The sequence below is a fragment of the Bradyrhizobium sp. LB11.1 genome, from assembly GCF_040549385.1.
Taxonomy (GTDB): Bacteria; Pseudomonadota; Alphaproteobacteria; order Rhizobiales; family Xanthobacteraceae; genus Bradyrhizobium.
Genome location: NZ_JBEPTH010000015.1, coordinates 126,950 through 145,086, shown reverse-complemented (window position 1 = coordinate 145,086; position 18,137 = coordinate 126,950). Strand labels below are relative to the sequence as shown.

Annotated in this window: 10 protein-coding genes and 5 pseudogenes; 7 read left to right on the top strand and 8 right to left on the bottom strand. The window is 59.5% G+C overall.

Annotated features, from left to right (window positions below):
• Positions 1–50: 50 nt before the first annotated feature.
• A complete protein-coding gene (locus ABIA96_RS30400) occupies positions 51–350 on the bottom strand; it encodes a hypothetical protein (protein WP_354053217.1) in 300 nt (99 codons plus the stop codon).
• 1,090 nt (positions 351–1,440) lie between these two features.
• On the opposite strand from ABIA96_RS30400, the gene ABIA96_RS30395 reads away from it, so the two are divergent.
• The 3 genes from ABIA96_RS30395 to ABIA96_RS30385 all read left to right on the top strand — a co-directional run bounded on the left by ABIA96_RS30395 (position 1,441) and on the right by ABIA96_RS30385 (position 4,006).
• Entirely contained in the window at positions 1,441–1,524 is an 84-nt protein-coding gene (locus ABIA96_RS30395; protein ID WP_247458304.1) for a hypothetical protein, read from the top strand.
• Between the two features lie 1,756 nt (positions 1,525–3,280).
• On the top strand, positions 3,281–3,793 hold the full coding sequence (locus ABIA96_RS30390) for an autoinducer binding domain-containing protein (protein WP_354053216.1): 513 nt from the start codon (positions 3,281–3,283) through the stop codon (positions 3,791–3,793).
• A 15-nt stretch (positions 3,794–3,808) separates the two neighbouring features.
• On the top strand, positions 3,809–4,006 hold the full coding sequence (locus ABIA96_RS30385) for a response regulator transcription factor (RefSeq protein WP_354053215.1): 198 nt from the start codon (positions 3,809–3,811) through the stop codon (positions 4,004–4,006).
• Positions 4,007–4,494: 488 nt separating this feature from the next.
• Here the strand turns inward: ABIA96_RS30385 and ABIA96_RS30380 are convergent, their stop codons facing one another.
• A complete protein-coding gene (locus ABIA96_RS30380) occupies positions 4,495–5,232 on the bottom strand; it encodes an outer membrane protein (RefSeq protein WP_247457888.1) in 738 nt (245 codons plus the stop codon).
• A 401-nt stretch (positions 5,233–5,633) separates the two neighbouring features.
• Positions 5,634–6,209 (bottom strand): annotated as a pseudogene (locus ABIA96_RS30375) (aminotransferase class I/II-fold pyridoxal phosphate-dependent enzyme); the annotation flags it as partial.
• 38 nt (positions 6,210–6,247) lie between these two features.
• On the opposite strand from ABIA96_RS30375, the gene tnpA reads away from it, so the two are divergent.
• The 3 genes and pseudogenes from tnpA to tnpC form a co-directional block, all read left to right on the top strand.
• Positions 6,248–6,718, top strand: a complete 471-nt coding sequence (tnpA, locus tag ABIA96_RS30370) for an IS66-like element accessory protein TnpA (protein ID WP_354140635.1) — start codon at positions 6,248–6,250, stop codon at positions 6,716–6,718.
• Positions 6,699–7,052 carry an IS66 family insertion sequence element accessory protein TnpB gene (tnpB, locus tag ABIA96_RS30365; RefSeq protein WP_354140634.1) on the top strand — a complete coding sequence of 118 codons (354 nt, stop codon included), beginning with the start codon at positions 6,699–6,701 and terminating at the stop codon, positions 7,050–7,052. The genes tnpA and tnpB overlap by 20 nt, the downstream gene beginning before the upstream one ends.
• 52 nt (positions 7,053–7,104) lie before the next feature.
• Positions 7,105–8,337: pseudogene (gene tnpC / locus ABIA96_RS30360) on the top strand (IS66 family transposase); the annotation flags it as partial.
• A gap of 46 nt (positions 8,338–8,383) precedes the next feature.
• On the opposite strand, the gene ABIA96_RS30355 reads toward tnpC, so the two are convergent.
• The 3 genes and pseudogenes from ABIA96_RS30355 to istA all read right to left on the bottom strand — a co-directional run.
• Positions 8,384–9,829, bottom strand: a complete 1,446-nt coding sequence (locus ABIA96_RS30355; protein ID WP_354140633.1) for an integrase catalytic domain-containing protein — start codon at positions 9,827–9,829, stop codon at positions 8,384–8,386.
• Positions 9,830–10,268: 439 nt separating this feature from the next.
• Positions 10,269–10,940, bottom strand: a pseudogene (gene istB, locus ABIA96_RS30350) (IS21-like element helper ATPase IstB); the annotation flags it as partial.
• Between the two features lie 59 nt (positions 10,941–10,999).
• Positions 11,000–12,490, bottom strand: a pseudogene (gene istA / locus ABIA96_RS30345) (IS21 family transposase); the annotation flags it as partial.
• A gap of 108 nt (positions 12,491–12,598) precedes the next feature.
• On the opposite strand from istA, the pseudogene ABIA96_RS30340 reads away from it, so the two are divergent.
• A pseudogene (locus tag ABIA96_RS30340) lies at positions 12,599–12,955 on the top strand (IS66 family transposase); the annotation flags it as partial.
• A gap of 1,466 nt (positions 12,956–14,421) precedes the next feature.
• Here ABIA96_RS30340 and ABIA96_RS30335 read toward each other — a convergent pair.
• The gene (locus tag ABIA96_RS30335; RefSeq protein ID WP_354052102.1) at positions 14,422–15,141 is read right to left on the bottom strand and encodes a MerR family transcriptional regulator; all 720 of its coding nucleotides are present in this window, start codon (positions 15,139–15,141) and stop codon (positions 14,422–14,424) included.
• A gap of 1,771 nt (positions 15,142–16,912) precedes the next feature.
• Entirely contained in the window at positions 16,913–17,857 is a 945-nt protein-coding gene (locus ABIA96_RS30330) for a LysR family transcriptional regulator (RefSeq protein WP_354052100.1), read from the bottom strand.
• Between the last annotated feature and the right edge of the window lie 280 nt (positions 17,858–18,137).

Below are 18,137 nucleotides of genomic sequence, written 5' to 3'. Positions count from 1 at the left end.
TGTTCGCAATATGCAATTTACGTGAGGTGATCCCTGTCGATGATCTCCGTCTACTGGCAAGACAATCTCGAATCGCGACCAATTGGGGGGGCATATGAAACCGCCTCCGTCCGCTCTCCGGGGATATCCAGATCCATTTCGACTGAAATCTCGACAATGGCTTCTGGATGATGGTTATTTTCCGCCAAGGCGTATTTGAGCGCTTGGGCACGGGTGAGGAAGAGGCCTCCAAAAATACCGCTCTGCTCGCGGGCGACCCAGTTGCCACGGCTATTCCTGCCAACAAAGACGACCGATGGTCTGCGGCCCTCATCTAGTTTGTGTGTCATAGCTTCGAAGGGCGCGTCCATCAGGTAGCTGCATACTCGTTAGCGCGCTGCGGTGGAATACTGGCATATCACGCATAAATTCGAGTCCGGTCCCTACCGATTTTACCAGAGTGGACGCTGCCTGCGGTAAGCATCGGCAACGGATTGACTTGGCGAGTGGCATCCCCGTGCCAGCCGCAAAACCCCCAGTCGTTGCTACATTTAGCTCACGTTGGTAGACAAGCAACTCGATTCTCCCCCATGTCAGGCCGAGAAAAGCGCCGGGACCGCGCAGTTGCTGTGATCTGCCTGTTAAAAAAGTTGTCCTGAAGCCGCACATTCATCCGAATCACTCGCCAAACAGTTGTCGGCAAGTGATTGAAAGGCTCCCTCTGCCTTCGCTACACTTCTTTCGTTTACCTCAAAGCAATAGGCGTGCCATTTTGCTCACAGTGACTAGGTCTTGCTTGACCAGGTACGCGCGCCCTAGAATTTACCTAGGGAGCGGCCCAACAAATTGTGTCGGCTCTTCGCCATCAGCCTCTAGAATCGAGCATCGGTCGCACGAGGAGGAAGAAGATGATGCGGACCGCCACCCAGAACCGCGTTTCGCATTCGCTCGAAGATGAGGCGTTATGCTGCTTGGCCTAGATGCCATAAATCAATAGGTGAGCTCCTCGCGCGCGATCGGCTTGGTGGGTGGTTCAGCGAGGGCCCTACATGAGCAGTATAAGTCCCCGTAGAGTGAACGTCTTTGTGCGCGAATGCGTGGAGGATCTGTCCGATAACTTCACGTACGGTTTTCGATGGTTGGTGCGGCAGCTGATGAGGCGAAGAGCCTCGTCTTACGGCCGAGATTGTCTACTGATCATGATGTCGCCGGGACGCCGCGTGGGATGTGCCTACCTCATTTGTTAGACCGCGAAGCTTGCGTGGCCGATGGTGCTGACTCAGGTTGGGCAACCGCGATGATGACGACCGATCATGGTTTTGTTAAACGCATCGGGATTGAGGCGATCGCCGCGGCAGAGTTGGCCGGCAGAGTCTATGTCTTCAGCCTCGGCTTTGGGTCACTCTGCTGGCGGCCGTCGCCCCCTTTATCGCACAAGAATTTGGGGCGGATCATCTGGGTTTGTTACGGCAGTCGCTGCGCATAGGACTCTGGACGGCGTTCCTCTTATCGCTCCCGATGATGGGCTTTGTCGTTAGCGCTTAGCCGCAACCCATTGAGGCGGGCTTGAGGAGTGCGCTGTGCGCTTAGTGAAGGAGTGCGGGCACTTGCTCCATGAGCCGACTAACGGTGCGGTATGGCCGAAGGACGCGTGTGGCGTGCGGATGGAAAAGACAGCCATCTCCAGTGTCCAACTGGATGCGACAGCAACGAACGTGGGCAACCTCCCAAGACAGGCTCATTGTTGCAGACGCGACAAATCCATGCTGGCTGCGACGGGAAGAAGGTGGCGTCCTGAATCGCCCTCGATACGCTGCATCGGCTTGGCTTAAGGCGCGGAGTCCTCCCGAAGTTGCGCATCACGTTGGAGTAGGAAGGGGAGCTGCACGAAATGCCTCTCACGATGTTCGAACTCATAATGTTAGGGTGCGTGTCGTGCGCAGCAGCTTCTGGCACACGGTATTGAGATCGAAGTTGAGACATTTCTTGCCACGCTGAAGGACTTGAGACGTTCGCGCCCGTGTCGTCCGGCATGTCATGGCCCGGCGGACGATCCAGGCCGGCATCACTCCGGGAGGCGCTGTGGCGGCGTTGCGGGGCAAACAGTCCCAACCTGTCGCCTGCCGTGGTCTCAGGACTGAAGACCGCGTGGCAATGCGAGTACGAGCGCCGGCAGAGGGGCGATTGTGCTGCTACACATCATCCTCGAACGTGTCTCACTTAAGCGGGCAGTCCAGACCTGTCACTCCATCTTGGGTTCGGCCCAGCCAGGAAGGCTAGGTCATGGCGGAGCTGGTGAGGTCAAAGTTAGATGGTCGCTCGATCCGTCGACCAGATGCCTTTCGACGTCGGGGAAGCGGTTCCGGTGCTCGAGGAGGGTAGCCCGTTGAGAGGAGGTGTGAATGCCAATGACCAATCGCCGCTCTCGCCACGCGAGCTAATCTTGAGGCGTGCCGCCATTGCCTCACTATCAGCTACGATGCGTCGGGCGGCACCGAGGAATTCCTGACATTGGATCGTCGGTCGCGTGCCGCCGTTGGTGCGCTCGGAGGAGCGTGCTGCCGAGCTTGTGTTCGAGATTGCGTAGGCAGCGGCTGAGCGTTGACTGCTTGATTCTGAGTGCGGTCTGCCGCTTGGCGGAGGCTTCGGTGCTGGGACGCAGGGATAGCCCAGTGTAGATCTCGAAATTCCACGGGCGCGATTGAAACTCTATGGCGAGTTGCAGTGATAGGGTAGGGATGAACTGCTCTTTGGAGGCACCCGCCGCCTGCGCTCGGAATGACCTGCTGCGATGACAGCTTTCAAATGCTTTCGCCGTTCGCTTGATGACGCGGGCGCCGGGTCTACGCTAGCTCGGCTGACCCCCGGAACAGAGGCGGGAGGCTGGCCAACTCGTAAACGATCGTTCGCGTACTTGCCGATGCAGCATATATTCTTCAGCTAGCCCCAACAAGGTTGTCTCTCTTGCGACGAATGTCCGAATTCTAGCAGTGAACGTGGTGCGGCCAGTTCTCCAGCACTCCTGCTTTGCGGCAGCGCTCCTGGCGCGCCAGCTGGTACGACATTTGCTGGATGCTTGAGGTCCGCCTCCTCCCGAAGAGGCGCATGCACAATGTTCTCTATCGAGCAGCTATCCGATCTCAGCCAATCGATTGCAGCTCATGACGAGAAGTATGACTGTCGCGCTCGGTCGAGCACTTCCAAGCAAGAGGAGGCTGAAGTGGCGCAGGGCCCCTGCCCAAGTCGATCCACTCAAAAGACGCAGCACCGGTTTGCCTAAGTCGGTGGCGCGAGGCACCAAATGGACCTATTTTGCTTCATCGAATGCGCAAAACAGAGTCAATCTCCCGAGGTGTTGTTCGCTCTGCTTGTGAGCTGTTCGAGCGAACAGGGCTTCAGTCAAGTCCCTTACGGGGCGCTGACGGACGCGGAGCCGACCCGCCGGCCAGAGTATCTGCCAGCCGCCGTGACAGTGAACTTTCCTTCCGCGGGGTGCGAGCGCTATGCTGAACGCCGATACAATGCCATCGATCCTGTGGTTCGGCGTACGACGATGCAGTCGGCGCAGTTTCTATGGGATCAACTCGCTCACAAATATCAATTGCAACCCGGCAAAATGCGTGTGTTGAACGAGGCCAAAGAGGCCGGTCTGAAGCGCGGCGTAACCGTACCACTGTTCGGACCATTTGGACAGCTATCCCTCGTATCCTTTGCATCCAGGTTCGACGATGTTGACCCTCAGTATCGCCTCAGTCGTTTCAACGCATTGGCTTGGCAGTTTCATCATGCATTCACAGAAATCGCGCCGTCATAGAAGGGGAAATGCCATATGCAAGTGGTTCTATCCGAACGAGAAAAGGATTGCCTCCGCTGGGTGGGAGAGGGGAAATCATCCTGGGAAATCGGAGCCATCCTGAGAGTCAGCGAGAATACGGTGAACTTTCACCTGAAGAACGCGATGCGAAAGCTAGAGACGAACAGCCGTACCCATTGCCTTGCCAAGGCGATTCGCCTCGATCTTATCTGACGTTTCGGCGCCGCTGGCCCGTACCGACCTATGCCGAAGTCACGAGCGAGCGATCTGATCAGCGTGGCAACATGACAAAATCAGCGAGGACATGTTCAGCCCAAGGTGGAGAAGATGCTGTTGCGGCGAATAGCTGACAAGCCTGTCATCACGCGATTGTCTTGGGGGGCATAGATGCGCATCCCGCCGAGGGTTGGTCGTGTTTTCGAGGCGGGAGAAGTTCGCACGATCGCCTAAATCCGACGTGGACTGGGCATGACGGCAGACTATTCGGCGCATCGCTGACGCGCGCGCGATGACAGTGATCTTCGCAAGCGTGCTTCGTTGTGGATGCCGCCGCTCGACCAAGATGGGAGCGGTTTTTGGGCCTGGATTGCGACCACCTAGTCGCCTGCGATAACGGTATTGCTTGATCCAGCAAGCCCGCCCTTGCAAAAGCAAGCCCCGGCCTTGGGCCGGGGCGTTCGATCCGCCGTTCGTACTGCTGATCAATATTTCAGAAGAAAGGGCCCGCCGAACTTATAGTTGAGCCGTGCAGTCACAAGATCGAAATCCTGGCGGATGCGATCGATTCCGCCTGCGGGCGCGGGGAAGTGCACCGTTGCGGGCTGCATGAATAGGTGGTCGTACTCGAGGCTGACCGACCAGCTCGGTGCGAAGCCGTAATCGATGCCGGCTCCCAAAGCGCCCCCCCGAAGAACGTGCTGGCTGCTCCCAAGCTGCGCGCCGGTGAGGGTCGAGCTAATCTGATACGTGTTGCTCGTCACTGCGGCGCCGCCTTTGGCGTAAAGCAGTACGTTGTCGAAGGCATAACCTATCTGCCCCGTTACCAGGCCGAACGCATCAATCTTGGTCTGGTTGTTATCCGCAAACGCGACGCTGTCATTCGACCCGCTCAAATCAGCCCAGTTCCCCTGGCCTTCAACACCAAGCACGATCTGGCCGATCTGCCCTCGATAGCCGATCTGGCCACCCACGGTACCGCCGGTCGCGTCATGGCAGCCCTCAGGCGTGCCGCCATTGAAGTCCCAGCAATTCGAGCTTGAGCCCAGGCCGCCGTTCAAACCGACGTAGTAGCCGCTCCACTCGTAGATCGTAGCCGCAACAGGCTGCGGGGCTTTGGCATAGAGAGGCTGGACGGGCTGCGCAGCAAGATCCGCGCCGAATGCGGGCGCCACCGCGCCGAGCGCCACAATGCTTGCAGTCGCAAGCAACAAGTTCTTCATTTCTACTCTCATGTCTTGAGTGCCCCCGAGCCTCGCGCGTCTTAACAACATCCGCACGAATAGCTGTAACTGCATCGCAACATTTGGGCCGAAAGGAATGCTTGAACCGAACCCTGCGTCAGGTTGCGGCGTTGCGAATCACGCCTCGCAATGCACCTTCGCGTGCGAACCAGATTGCATAGGCCTGGGCGAAAAGCGGGCTGCTGATCTCAGCGGATGAAGCGCACCGCAAGCCATATGGCGCCCAGCCACACCGCAACCGAGAAGAGCAAAGCGCTTTGCCAGGTCCTTGCTCTTATCCTGTGACGCCATTGAAGGAGCTCCGATGAGCAACCGGTGAAGCGCCGACCTCGTACAACAGCTATCACTTCATCGTAATCTGCGAACGGGAACTGAGAGCGATGCTTCCGAATATACGCCAGCCGCTCAGTGGGTGAGAGGCACTGCGCCCACAACTCCCATGCCTCATCATCAATAACGAGACGCTCGATCTCAGCGAGCGGAACAAAGGTTCCGGTCGGATTGTTCGGATTGGCCAGCAGAATGAACTTAGCATGTTTAGCCGGACCGAAAAGCAGCTCGTCCATCGGCAAGCAGTCGGGTTCAGACCAGGGAATTTCAATGAACCGGGCCCCTTGCAGCATGGCAAGCTTGCGATTGAACGAGAAGCCGGGCGACATCATCGCGATGCCGTCGCCCGGGGCAAGAAAGGCTCTGTAAATGAGACTGGGGAGTTCAGACGATCCATTGCCAGCCATCACGCGATCAGTGGCAATCCCGTAGGCCGCTGCGGCCGCTTGTCTCAAGCTGATATTGTCGTCTTCCGGATAGCGATATTGCACCTCAAGAGCTGCAATTGCGCTTCGCATCACGATGGCGGGCAAAGGAAATGGATTCTCATTCGTATTTAGTTTCACGCAAGTATTGTCGGGGTAAGCGCGAATTTCTCTGCACCTTTTGCTTTTGAGTGCTCTGATGCATGAGGTGTCCACCAAAAATAGGTGGACACCTTGTGATGGCAGTGGATGATCAGAAACTGCGGGTCAGGCTTGTTGGCCGGAACGGTCGCCGGCGCTACGAGGCGGCATCGAAAGAGCGCCTTGTCACGGCCTGCCTTGAGCCAGGGATTTCGGTATCGAGGCTTGCACTCGAACATGGCGTCAACGCGAACCTCCTTCGGAAGTGGATCAAGAAGCACACCGCGGCCATGTCGCTGCCGCCGTCCTCACGCCCGGCCTTCGTCCCGGTTCAGCTTGAGGGGGCCGCCGATCGAGCCCCGTCGCGGCAAGACAGCGTGGCGAGGGTTAATTTGCCGGCTTGTGATGAATTGCGTGGATCGGAACCCAAAGGGCCTGCAGCTTTTTGTTCTCCGGCCAAAGTGAGCGTGTCGCTGCCGAACGGCGTGAAGCTCGCGCTCGAATGCGGCGATGTGGATGCATTGACGGCGATCATCGGAGCACTGGGCCATGTTCAGACTGGGCGGTGACCTGCAGGTCTATCTGCACCGTGAGCCGATCGACTTCCGGGCTGGCATTAACGGCCTTGCGGTCCTAGTCCAGGAGACGATGGCGCTCGATCCATTCACTCCAGCGGTTTTTGCGTTCCGCAATCGCCGTTGCGACCGGATGAAGTTGCTGTTCTTCGACCGGTCCGGCTTTGTGCTGGTCCTGAAGCGGCTGACTGAGGACAAGTTCCGATGGCCGCGCCGTCAGGAGGCGGTCGTTACGCTGACGACCGAGCAATTGCACTGGATCCTTGACGGCATCGATATCGATGCGATGGTCCGCCATCCGGTGCGGCAATATCAGGTTGCCGGCTGAGCTCTCGAGTTGAGCGGTTGACGCGTCGGTACGGTTCAGATTCAAGAATCCGATGAATCGAGCCGGCGATCCGAGTGTTGAAGTGCTGTTGGCGCGCATTGCTGCGCTGCAGGCGGAGAACCATCAGCTTGTCGACCGCGTCGTCAAACTCGAGGAAGAACTGGCGCTGGCACGCCTGCATCGTTTTGCACCGCGCAGCGAAAAGCACGTCGATCGTCTCTTCAATGAAGCCGAGCAGGCCGCCGATGAGGATGACGCCGGCAGTGAAACGAACAATAACGCCGAACTTCCGGACACGGGCTTGCCTCCCGTTGAAAACACAACGGGAAAGAAGCGCGGCCGCAGGCCGCTGCCGGCGAACCTGCCGCGTGAGCGCGTCGAGTATGACCTGCCCGACGATCAGAAGGCGTGTCCTTGCTGCCGTGGCCAGATGCATCGCATGGGCGAGGCCGTCACCGAGCAACTTCATATCGAGGTGAAGGCGAAGGTTTTACAGAATGTGCGCTTCAAATATGCGTGCCGCCATTGCGATCGCACCGGGATCAACGCCCCTGTCGTGACCGCGCCGATGCCGACGCAACCGTTGCCGGGCAGCGTTGCCACGGCCTCAACGCTGGCGTTCGCGCTGGTTCACAAATATGTCGATGGCACGCCGCTCTACCGCCTGGCGCAGGCCTTCGAACGTGCAGGTGTTCCTGTCAGCCGCGGCGCTTTGGGCCACTGGGTGATTGGCTCGAGCGAGAAGCATCTGCATCGCGTCTACGATGCCCTGAAGCTGCGGCTCAGATCACAACCTCTCATCCATGGCGACGAGACGACGGTTCAGGTTCTCAAGGAGAAGGACAAAAAGGCCACGAGCATATCGTATATGTGGGCTTATCGCAGCGGCAAGGGCAGCCACGAGCCGATCGTTCTTCTGGATTATCAGCCGGGCCGCGGCCAAATCCACCCGCAAGCCTTCCTCGGCGATTACCGTGGCATTGTGATGAGTGACGGCTATACCGCATGGCGTACGCTGGAAGGGGCCACCCACATTGGATGCATGGCCCACTCCAGGCGACGCTTTGTCGATGCCCTCAAGGCGAGGAAGAAAGGCGGCGGTCCGCCGGAGCAGGCGCTGCGGCTCTTCGACCAGCTCTACCGGGTTGAAAGGCAGGCGCGGGACGGAATACCGGAGAAGGGTGAAACACAGGCCGGCTGCATTCGCCGCTTCCGCCAGCAACATAGTGTCCCCATCCTCAATGCTCTCAAGGTATGGCTTGATGACATGGCTCCGAGGGTTGTCAATCGGCGTTCAAATTTGACCCCGCGTATTGCCGCATCAGCGAATGTTACCCTGATGGCGCCATTGGACTGGTCGATGCGACCTCGACTGATCGGCCGCGCCAAGTGGCTTTTCCGGCTTGCTCGACGAGAGGGGCTGTGGGCGGGTCGGGCCCTACATAGCCCGAGCCGTCCACAGCCCCGGGCAATGGGGCAGCGGTGGTGGCCTCGCCGAGCGGCTCCTCCGCGACCAACTGCTCGGCCGTCTTCCGTCTAAGCGCCCTCAGCAGACGCTGCACGATCGAATGCTGTCTCGTCCCGAACTGCTCGGGGTGTTTCTCGCTCAGCCGGCCGACGATGGCGAGTGCAGTTAGCTGCGGTTGCGTCGCGAGCCAGCCCTCGATCGCAGCAATATGCGGGTCGAGCTTGGACGGCATGCGAACCCTGGTTTTATAGGGCCGACGGCTGCGCCGGTGCGTGGCACGCGGCTCGCCGGATGTCGTCGTCTTGCCGAGCGTCCTCGCAAAACTGGCTGCGGTCGCTGGCGCGGTGCTCGTGCTGGCGCGTTGCAGGCCGCGCGCCTGTCCGGCACGACGATCGACGCGATTGCCGAGTTCGTCCTGGGTCGCGCGAATCTCGGCCAACAGCGCGACTGGATCGAGCGAGCGATACTGATCGCGCAGCCGCTTCACGGCCGCGGGCACCTTGGGATGGGCCAATGCACGCTCATAGGGCGTCGATGGGAGATGATAGCGTTTGATCACTTTAGCCCCTTCGCGGCGCTTCTCCTTCAGCTTGAACGACGGCTGGAAGAAGTTGATGTAGAGCCGTGCCGCCGCGTAGAGGCGGCCCATCACACGGGCCGTCTCGACGCCATCGAAGCGGCCGTAGCCCATCAGGCGACGGACGACGGCACCATTCTTCTGCTCGACGAACGCCTGATCGTTCTTCTTGTAGGCGCGCGAGCGTGTGACTTCGAGCTTCTGTTCGCGACACCATGGCACCACGACATCGTTCATGAAGGCGCTGTCGTTGTCCAAGTCCACCCCGCGCAAGAGCCAAGGGAAGAGGCTCTGTGCGCGGTTGATCGCCTCGACGACGAGTGAACCTTCCCGCGTCAACAACGGCAGGCACTCCGTCCAGCCCGTGGCGACATCGACCATCGTCAGGGTCTGGATGAACGAGCCAGCCACCGACGTGCCGCCATGGGCGACCATGTCAACCTCGCAGAAACCCGGCGGCGGGCTGTTCCAGTCATTGAACGTGCGGATCGGGACCTCGCGCCGGATTGCCGAATAGAATCCAGCACGGCGCCGCCTGCCGCCGCTCGCCGCGATCTTCACATCGACGAGCAGGCGATCGATGGTCGCGGCGCTGATGGCCAGAACACGATCACGGTCCGCTTGGCCAAGCTGCAATCGACCATGCTGCTCGAGCGCCGGCAGCAAGGTCGAGATCATCACCTTGAGCCGCTTGCCGCACACCCGATCCGACGCCTCCCACAGCGCGGTCATCGCGTCCTTGATCGTCGCACCATATCCACGCTTGCGCTCTCGAGCTGCCTCGACCGCGCCGGGCCCAACCGGTGCGCGCCGCCGGAGTGCGCGCACCGCATGCTTGCGATGCCAACCCGTCGTCGCGCACAGCTCGTCGAGGATCCGCCCCTTCTCCGCCCGTTTGGCCGACCGGTAACGCTCCGTCACCGCCGACAACACCTCGCGCCGCGCGCCCATGCTGATCTTTCCCGCCATAGAGGCCACCGAAGCAATTTGGTGGCGCCGCTGCAGTCATCGGCGAGAAGTTGTCCAGTAACATTCTTGATGAGGCAATGCGCCCCGTATCGGCGTCCAATTTTGACCCCTTCGAGCGGCGGGTTTTGGCGGTAGCGCTCGCACCGTCGGAGCTGGTCGGGGTTGCGGAGACGGTGCGAGCGCGGGTTGCGTGATCGTCGTCGCGGCTTTTGAAGCGCCAGCTGTCGTTGCCGGTCTCGACGATGTCGCAATGGTGGGTCAGGCGATCGAGAAGCGCGGTGGTCATTTTGGCGTCGCCGAACACGCTGGGCCATTCACCGAACGCGAGATTGGTGGTGACGACGATGGACGTGCGCTCGTAGAGCCGGCTGACGAGGTGGAACAGGAGCTGGCCGCCGGATTGGGCGAACGGTAGATAACCGAGTTCGTCGAGGACGATGAAGTCCATCCGGGTCAAATGCTCGGCGATCCGACCTTGCCGTCCATTGCGGGTCTCGATCTCCAGACGGTTGACGAGGTCGACCACGTTGTAGAAGCGGCCGCGGGCACCGGATCGGATGCAGCTTCTGGCGATTGCGATGGCCATATGTGTTTTGCCGGTGCCGGTACCGCCGATCAGCACGGCGTTACGTTGCTGGGCGATGAAGCCGCCGCCGGCGAGATCATTGACCAGCGTCTGGTTGATGGGTGTGCCTTCGAACTGGAAGTCCTCGAGATCCTTGGCCAGCGGCAGCTTGGCGATGGTGAGCTGGTACTTGATCGAGCGGGCCTGCTTCTCGTTGATCTCGGCGTTGAGCAGGTCGCCGACAATGCGCTGGGGTTCGTGCTGGCGTTTGACAGCGGTCGCCATGATCTCGTCGAAGGCAGCCTTCATGCCCTAGAGTTTGAGTTCGCCCATGAGGTCGAAGAGTTGAGTACGTTCCATCAGATGGTTCTCCTGAGGTTGTCGTAACGGGCACAGTCGGCGATCGGGGCGTGGCGCAATGTCAGTGCGGCCGGGGTGAGAATGTTGGCTGGCGGCGCAGGATCACGCTGGCGGGCCAGGATGTTGAGCACGACATCGGCGGAATGAACGCCGTGAGCGATCGCCTCGGCGCAGGCTGCTTCGACGGCCGGCAAGCCGTCGGTCAGAACCGCGTTGAGGATATCGACCATCTGCCGGTTGCCATCGTCGGCACTGGTAAGCTTACGCCGCACACGTTCGATCGCAGCCGGAAGCACCCAGTCCTTGAAGGGAGCGCCGTTGCGCAAGGCACCGGGTTTGCGAGCCAGTACCGGCACGTAATGCCAGGGATCATAGGTCGTCTCGCCGCGGCCGAACGAGCGAGCATGCTCGGCAACGATGCGTCCGTCCTGACGGATCACAATGCGGTCGGCGTAGGCGTGAACCTCGACAGGCCGCCCGACAGCGCTGGCCGTGACCGAGTATTTATTGTTGTCGAACCGCACCAGGCAGGTCGTCGAGACCGATGCCGGTACCGCGTGGAATCCGTCGAACCGGCCGGCATAGGGAACGAGCTTCGGTCGCTCGGCTTCGAACACCTCCCAGACCGTCTGTTCGGCCAGTTCTGGATGCCGGTGCGCCTTGGCGTAGGCGATGCACTTGTCCAGCAGCCACGCGTTCAACTCGTCGAGGGTTTTGAACCGCAGCCGCGGCGTGAAGAAGCGCTCCCGGACAAGCCCAACCTGGTTCTCGACCTGGCCCTTCTCCCAGCCCGACGCTGGCGTGCAGGCAACCGGATCGACCAGGTAGTGGCTGCACATCTGCATGAAGCGGCGATTGTAGAGACGCCCTTTGCCGACGAAGATCGTCTCCACCGCCGTCTTCATGTTGTCGTAGATGCCGCGCACGCAGGTGCCCTTGAACAGGGCGAACGCCCGGTCGTGGGCGTCGAACACCATCTCCTGTGTCTCGCGCGGATAGCAACGCACGAACAGCATCCGGCTGTGGCAGAGCCGGACATGGGCGGCCTTCACCATCACCGTCACGCCATTGAGCAGGACGACCTCGTGGCTCCAGTCAAACTGGTAAGCTTCTCCGGGCGCAAAGCTAAGCGGGACGTAGGCAGCGGCCGTGGATTGTCCGCGCTCCTTGCTCCATCGCCTGGCGTAGCGCCGCACGGCGTCGTAACCGCCGTCATAGCCGCGCTCACGCAGCTCCTCGAAGATCCGGATCAATGTCAGTTGCTCGCGAGCGGACTTGCCCGCGTTCCCTGACAACAACCCGTCGAGTTCTGCTGCCCATCGTCCCAGCTTCGGCCGCGGCTGGACAACACGCTCATACTCGAATGAGGTCTCTCCCGATCTCAGCACCTTCCGGACTGTGTTCCGCGACACCTTCAGGTCACGGGCGATCTCCTTGATCGTCTTGCCCTTGATGAAGTGCTCGCGCCGTATCCGGGCGATTGTCTCCACGATCAGCATCCCCGACCACCTGCTTCATGACGAAGCAGGCAGCGCAACAGACCAACCTGTAGGGGGTCAATTTTGGACGCCGATCCCCCGGCTTAGGGGGTCAATATTGCAGGCCGAATGACACCGAGGGTCTTGCCTGACAGCAAGCTCGGCGACGCCGTATCCTACACCAGAAACCAATGGGAATATCTGACGCGCTACACCGGTGACGGCAGCATGCCGATCGACAACAATCTTCTGGAGCGCGACATCAGGCTTTTTGCAACTGGCAGGAAGAGTTGGTTGTTCAGCGATACCGTAGACGGAGCCAAGGCCAGTGCCATCGTCTACAGCCTGATGCTGACCTGCCGCGCCTCAGGTGTCGAGCCGTTAGCGTGGTTGCGCCGCGTCCTCACCGAATTGCCTCAGCGCGCCGGCGACGCCGATATTGTCGACCTGCTGCCCTTCAACTTCCACAAAGCCGCCACTGTCTGAACGGCCCGGTATCGCCCGATACCTAAGACAACCCATCAAAAACGACGGCGTCAACGTGCGGGGAAAATCGCGCTTACTTGTCGGGGGTGGGCCGCCCGGACGGCAGAGCATCCAATTCGCGAGCCGCCGGCGAGAGCGAGGAAAGCATAGTTTTCAGTTTTGCATCCAATTTGATGTTCTCCCTTTTGTCGACGAGAGCAGCTGACGGACTTCATCGAGCCTACGTGATGCGCTCGCTGTGTTCGGAGCCGGAAAGCGCAAGGCGTGCATCAATGTGAGGGTGGGCTGCCATAGGCGGGCTCAGATCTAAGCGCCGCACCGGATCAGAGTCCGGCAGCGATCAGCGCGGATCAGGCGGGCGCACGGCGTTATCCCAGCGAATACCTGTTTCATGAGGGGAGGGAACGCCACGTCCACTCGGCCGAACAGCGCTGCCAATGGCTTGAACTCGCGTAATCCGCAGACAGACATCTTGCCAAAAGTTACGTTCCTTCTAAAGACGTGGCAGCTCACTCCCGAGAGCGAGGTGCGCGTCAGTTTCACTAAGTGGAAGAAGCCGCCGATGTTCGTCGGCCTTACGATTGTGGAAGTGATGCTCACTCCAGTGGTACCAGACGAATGGGAACGTACTCTTCGGGCGGCCGTTCGGGCGTGCACGACAGCCGTGATAGCATTGCCGCGAGGGCGAGAAATGCCGCGACTGCGGCGACTGCGACGCACGTGACCAGCGCGTAATCGCCAGGCCGCCGATGGTTCATCATTCAACGCTCCGTGCGATGTTAGTGCGTGCGGTCAGGTCTCGGCGACCGCTTCGACGGTATTGTCGCGCCAGTGGTAAACGATGGACCAGGAGCGGCATTGTCTCCCTTTGAGTCGAATCGAACCGTGGCAATAGCCCTTTCGATTGAGCCCGAGGTTCGGCCGCAGCGACCCGCCTGGCATCGAAGGTGCCCGCCCGTCTGACGGAGCTTGCCCATCCTTGAACTGCGGCATAAGCGTAGCGTGCAACCTGCGGCAGATTGGCTTGCACCCTTGAGCTTGGCGACAGCGGCTGCCCCTGCAGCATTCTTCGTCGAGTCCGGCATGAAGGTAAAGAGCGTGCCATTTGCGGAGTCACCGGCAATGGCCAAAGACTTCGTCCACTGACTTGTTCTCGCCCAGCGCTCTCACCGGGAACTTCCGAAAGTGATGCAGATCATTGGAGTCTCCATTGGGCTAGCCGGCGCGCTGTCGCTCGCCCCGCCGCTGCGTCGATGCTTTTAGAAGGTACAGTTTGACGCTACGTACGAATCAAGTACTTCGAAGCGTGCTCGTCGAGCTTGGCAGAGCGAAAGTCCCCAAAGAGTGCCGACGACGCACATTCGCAGGCGAATTGCTGCGGGCCAACGATCCTCAGTCAGACAAGGATCAGCATCAGCTCATTCAGTTACAGACATTCGAGCAACCGAGTTCGAGCAGCCGGCGCGTCAATTCTTTCCGAGCCGGTTCTCCAGCGCGGCGAGGGCGAGATCCAGGTATCGCATGAGGCTCGCATCCCAGCCGGCGAGATTGTGTGGTTCGGTCAATCGCGTCAGCACCTTCAGTATCATCGAGACAGTCGAGTCAACTCCTGCGATCTCAGTCAGCAGCGAACGGGCCTGACGCGCGACCGCATTTGGTCGCTCACTGCATGGCGGCTCGCCCCGAACCATGCAGCTTCGTAGCTCGTCCCGAATCTTCCGCCACCGATCTTCGCGGCTGGCGTTAGAGGCGCACGTGCAGATGGTCGAGGGGGTACGCTCCTCAATCCGCGACATTGCATCCAACGTGGCCGGCAGCTCGTCGACACTAACTTCTGTCTCACCTTGCGTCGTCATATTGCGCAATCGATCCCGTAATAATGTCGCCCGCGCGACTTGAACTTCAATTCGCTCCAGATGGTTGCGCACTAAGTCCGTGAGAGACGTCTGTCCCTCGATGGCTTTGCGGATCTCAGGAAGCGAGAAGCCGAGCTCACGTAGCGCCCGTATCTGAGAGACGCGTTGTTGGCTTTCACGATCGTACATGCGGTGACCGCCATCGGTACGTTCGGCGGCCGTCAACAACCCGGTATGTTCGTAGTGATGCAGAGTGCGTACCGTTACGCCGGTCGCCTCTGCAAGTTCTCCAATGCGCCATCGGCGCCGTCGTGGTGTGGCGTTTGTCATGGTCCTCAATTTGCAAGCCTACAACCTGACGTCACGTGAGAATCAAGTTATTTCAACGATCTAGATGATGGTCTCTTGCTGCGAACCCCAGGAGCACTGAGCGCAAGCTGTTGATCAACCAGCCGAGACAAGCGCAAGCATCAAGTTCGCCAGCGACGCCAATTCGGCCCTCGCTGCGCGGTGCATCACAAGTCTGGCGATCGCCACGCGATTCTCGCTGGTTCGCATGCATGTCGGTAAAGACGCGATTGCTCGATCAAAAAGGTTTCCCAAGCTCGCGAGATCCTCGGGGTCGTAGACTCCGCTTGGCTTCTCCAACAGTAAGCTCCTTTGATTTGCCGCACCTTCGCTGCACGTGACGAAGCCGTTTGGCTGTGGTGGGGCAAAAAGTAGACGGAGCGGCGACTTGGGCGAAAGAATGTGACAGGTGCGTTCGTGTGGTGCCGCTGTGCAACACGGCGTTTGCTTCCCTTTTGTCCAACGCTGCCTAACCGAAACCGTGCAATTTTTGCTGGACGCTGCCGCAGCAGTGGCCATCTGCTATCTGATCGCCACGCGAAGCGAAAGCAGGTACATGCAGCTCCGCTTGCTCTTGCGACACAGTTTAAGGAATTGCGGCCGGACACAGGACTGATCTGATCAGATGGCCTCTTTCAGTCGCAATCCTTGCTGTGATCTATCGTCGAGCCAAATGTTGATTGGTCAATCACGCAGAGTATTCCTACCACCACATCGTGGCGTGGCCGCCCGCTCGGCGCCTAACACCGTTTTCGACACGCTGCTAGTCCTGTTGAGATGGCTTTGTGGGCGCGATGGAGTTGTTCGCGCGTGGCAACATCGGGTTTGGGAATGCGCCAAGATGATGGCTACTCTTCAACGGGCAAGTCTGCGACGCAAAGCGTCGGATAAGGCGCGCCGCAAAACCATTCCCGGCATGTTTCTCAACGCAAGCGCACCCCGCGCGGCTGGCGAAACGTTACTCGCGATGAGGACCGAGCCTCGAAGGACGCTCGAGTATCCGTTGAACGTGGAGGCGCTCAAAACGGGTCAACGAGCGCCGGCGCCGCGCAGCCACCGCCTTGGGAAAACAAGGACGTGTCATAGCTCCTACAGCAATAGCTCGCATATCCACACGTGAGCTGGATCAGTGTTGCGAGCGCCGTCCAGCTGTCGCGGGTAATGGCTTGCTCGTCCGGAAGCTCACTCACTTTCATTCTCGAACAAGATCGCTTTGGTGTGCGTGCGCTGGACATAGATGCTTTGGGGTAAGATAGGCAAATCATGTTATCGCACCGAAGTAGCTCTTCCGGGTCAGCGGCAGGGGCCGTAATTCGGAACTGACGGCGGCGGCATCCCGCGCGCCACCCGCCACGACACTTTCGAAAGTAACACGACTGTCGCCAGATCCCAAAGGATGTCCCACGATCCGATGTGGCTGGATTGATCATGTCGCCCGAGATGATCAAGAGCTGCAGGTGGAGCAGGGCTTGGCAAATGGGAGCGGCGAGCGCTTCCGTGCGCCATACATTGGCACAGTTGCCGTCCTCTCATCATCAAAACTCATCCTCCAAGCACGCGCGCAGCGGGACAATGTCGCGAGCTCTTGGCGAGTGGATCCAGGTTGTTCCTGGCACGATCGTCACCGCAGCGCGGGATCCACGGCGCCGTCGACGCGATCAAACTACGCTCAAGCGCGCCAAGGTTGAAAGGCCGAACACCAGCGAGCTCTGGAGCTTCGAGGCTGGCGTAGATCTGGTTCGGCCGAACAATCCTAGAATAGGCCGTGACGTTGGTTGGTCTCGGTCCGAGAGACCATCAAGGATGCCTGTTGCAAGAACATGTTGCGCATCCAAATGCTTGCAGGATCAGTATTATGAATGGCCGGCCATTGGACGGCCTCGGTGAATGTGAGAAGTCGCAGCGGAGGTTCGATGACCCGCAGGGGCATCGTGTTTGCGAAATGGCTGACCAGTCTTGAGGGCATGCTCGCTATACGGTTGGTGCCCAATAACATAGGCGGAATCATACCAAAACCCTGCACCGCGACCTCGGTGCGTATCTTGAAACCATGCTCGAGCAAGAGCCATTCCTGGAAGAGGGGCCTCAGGGTGCGCCCGAACTGGGCTTCCACGTGCCCGATCGACGTGTACATCTCGAACGTAAGTCGCGGCGCCAGCTGCTTGTTCATCGGGCAGCCCACGCAAGCGAAAGTGTCCTCGAACAGAGCCGCCTTGGGATGCGCACTCGACATGAACATCTCGGGATACATGAGAAAATCGACCTCGCCGCGCCGGAGAAGTTCATCGGGTTCCTCCACCGGCGGCAGCAACTCGAAATTGATTGTCGGAGCTTCCCGCGCGACGCGGTCCACGATAGGTCGAAGAAACACGACAGTCATGAAGTCGGACAGGATAATCCTGAATCGCCGATTCGATTGAGACGGAGTGAAGCCGTCCGGAGAAATGATCGAGAGCTGAATGTGAGCGAGAGCCTCGCGAATCGGGGCAGCGAGCGCTTGAGCCCGCGGTGTTGGGACAAGCTTCCGGCCCCTCATCGTGAATAGCTCATCGCGAAAGTAAGTGCGAAGCCGCGCGACGGCAGCACTCATGGCAGGTTGACTGAGGTTGATGCTTCTTGCCGCCGCAGTGAGATTGCCTTGCGTCACCAGGGCGTCGAACGCGACGAGGAGATTCAGATCGAGTCCCTTGAAACGCATAATCTTGAGTGATCCACGGTATGAATGTGTTCTATCGATACAATCGATTTTACCACTTGTACCGAATGAGAATAGCAAAGGATAGTTTAGCGAGATGTCAGATCTATCAGAATGGTTACATATCGTAGCGCGTCTCAGCCCAGCGCCAGGGATCGATCAAGACATCTGAAGCGTGCGGTCGCAGTTTCGTGCGTGTTGCGCAAGTCATATCTCGGCGAGCTAGCACGGTGGGGGATCCGCAAATGCGCGTCGGCGTTTAGGACGAGCAAACCTTCGTATG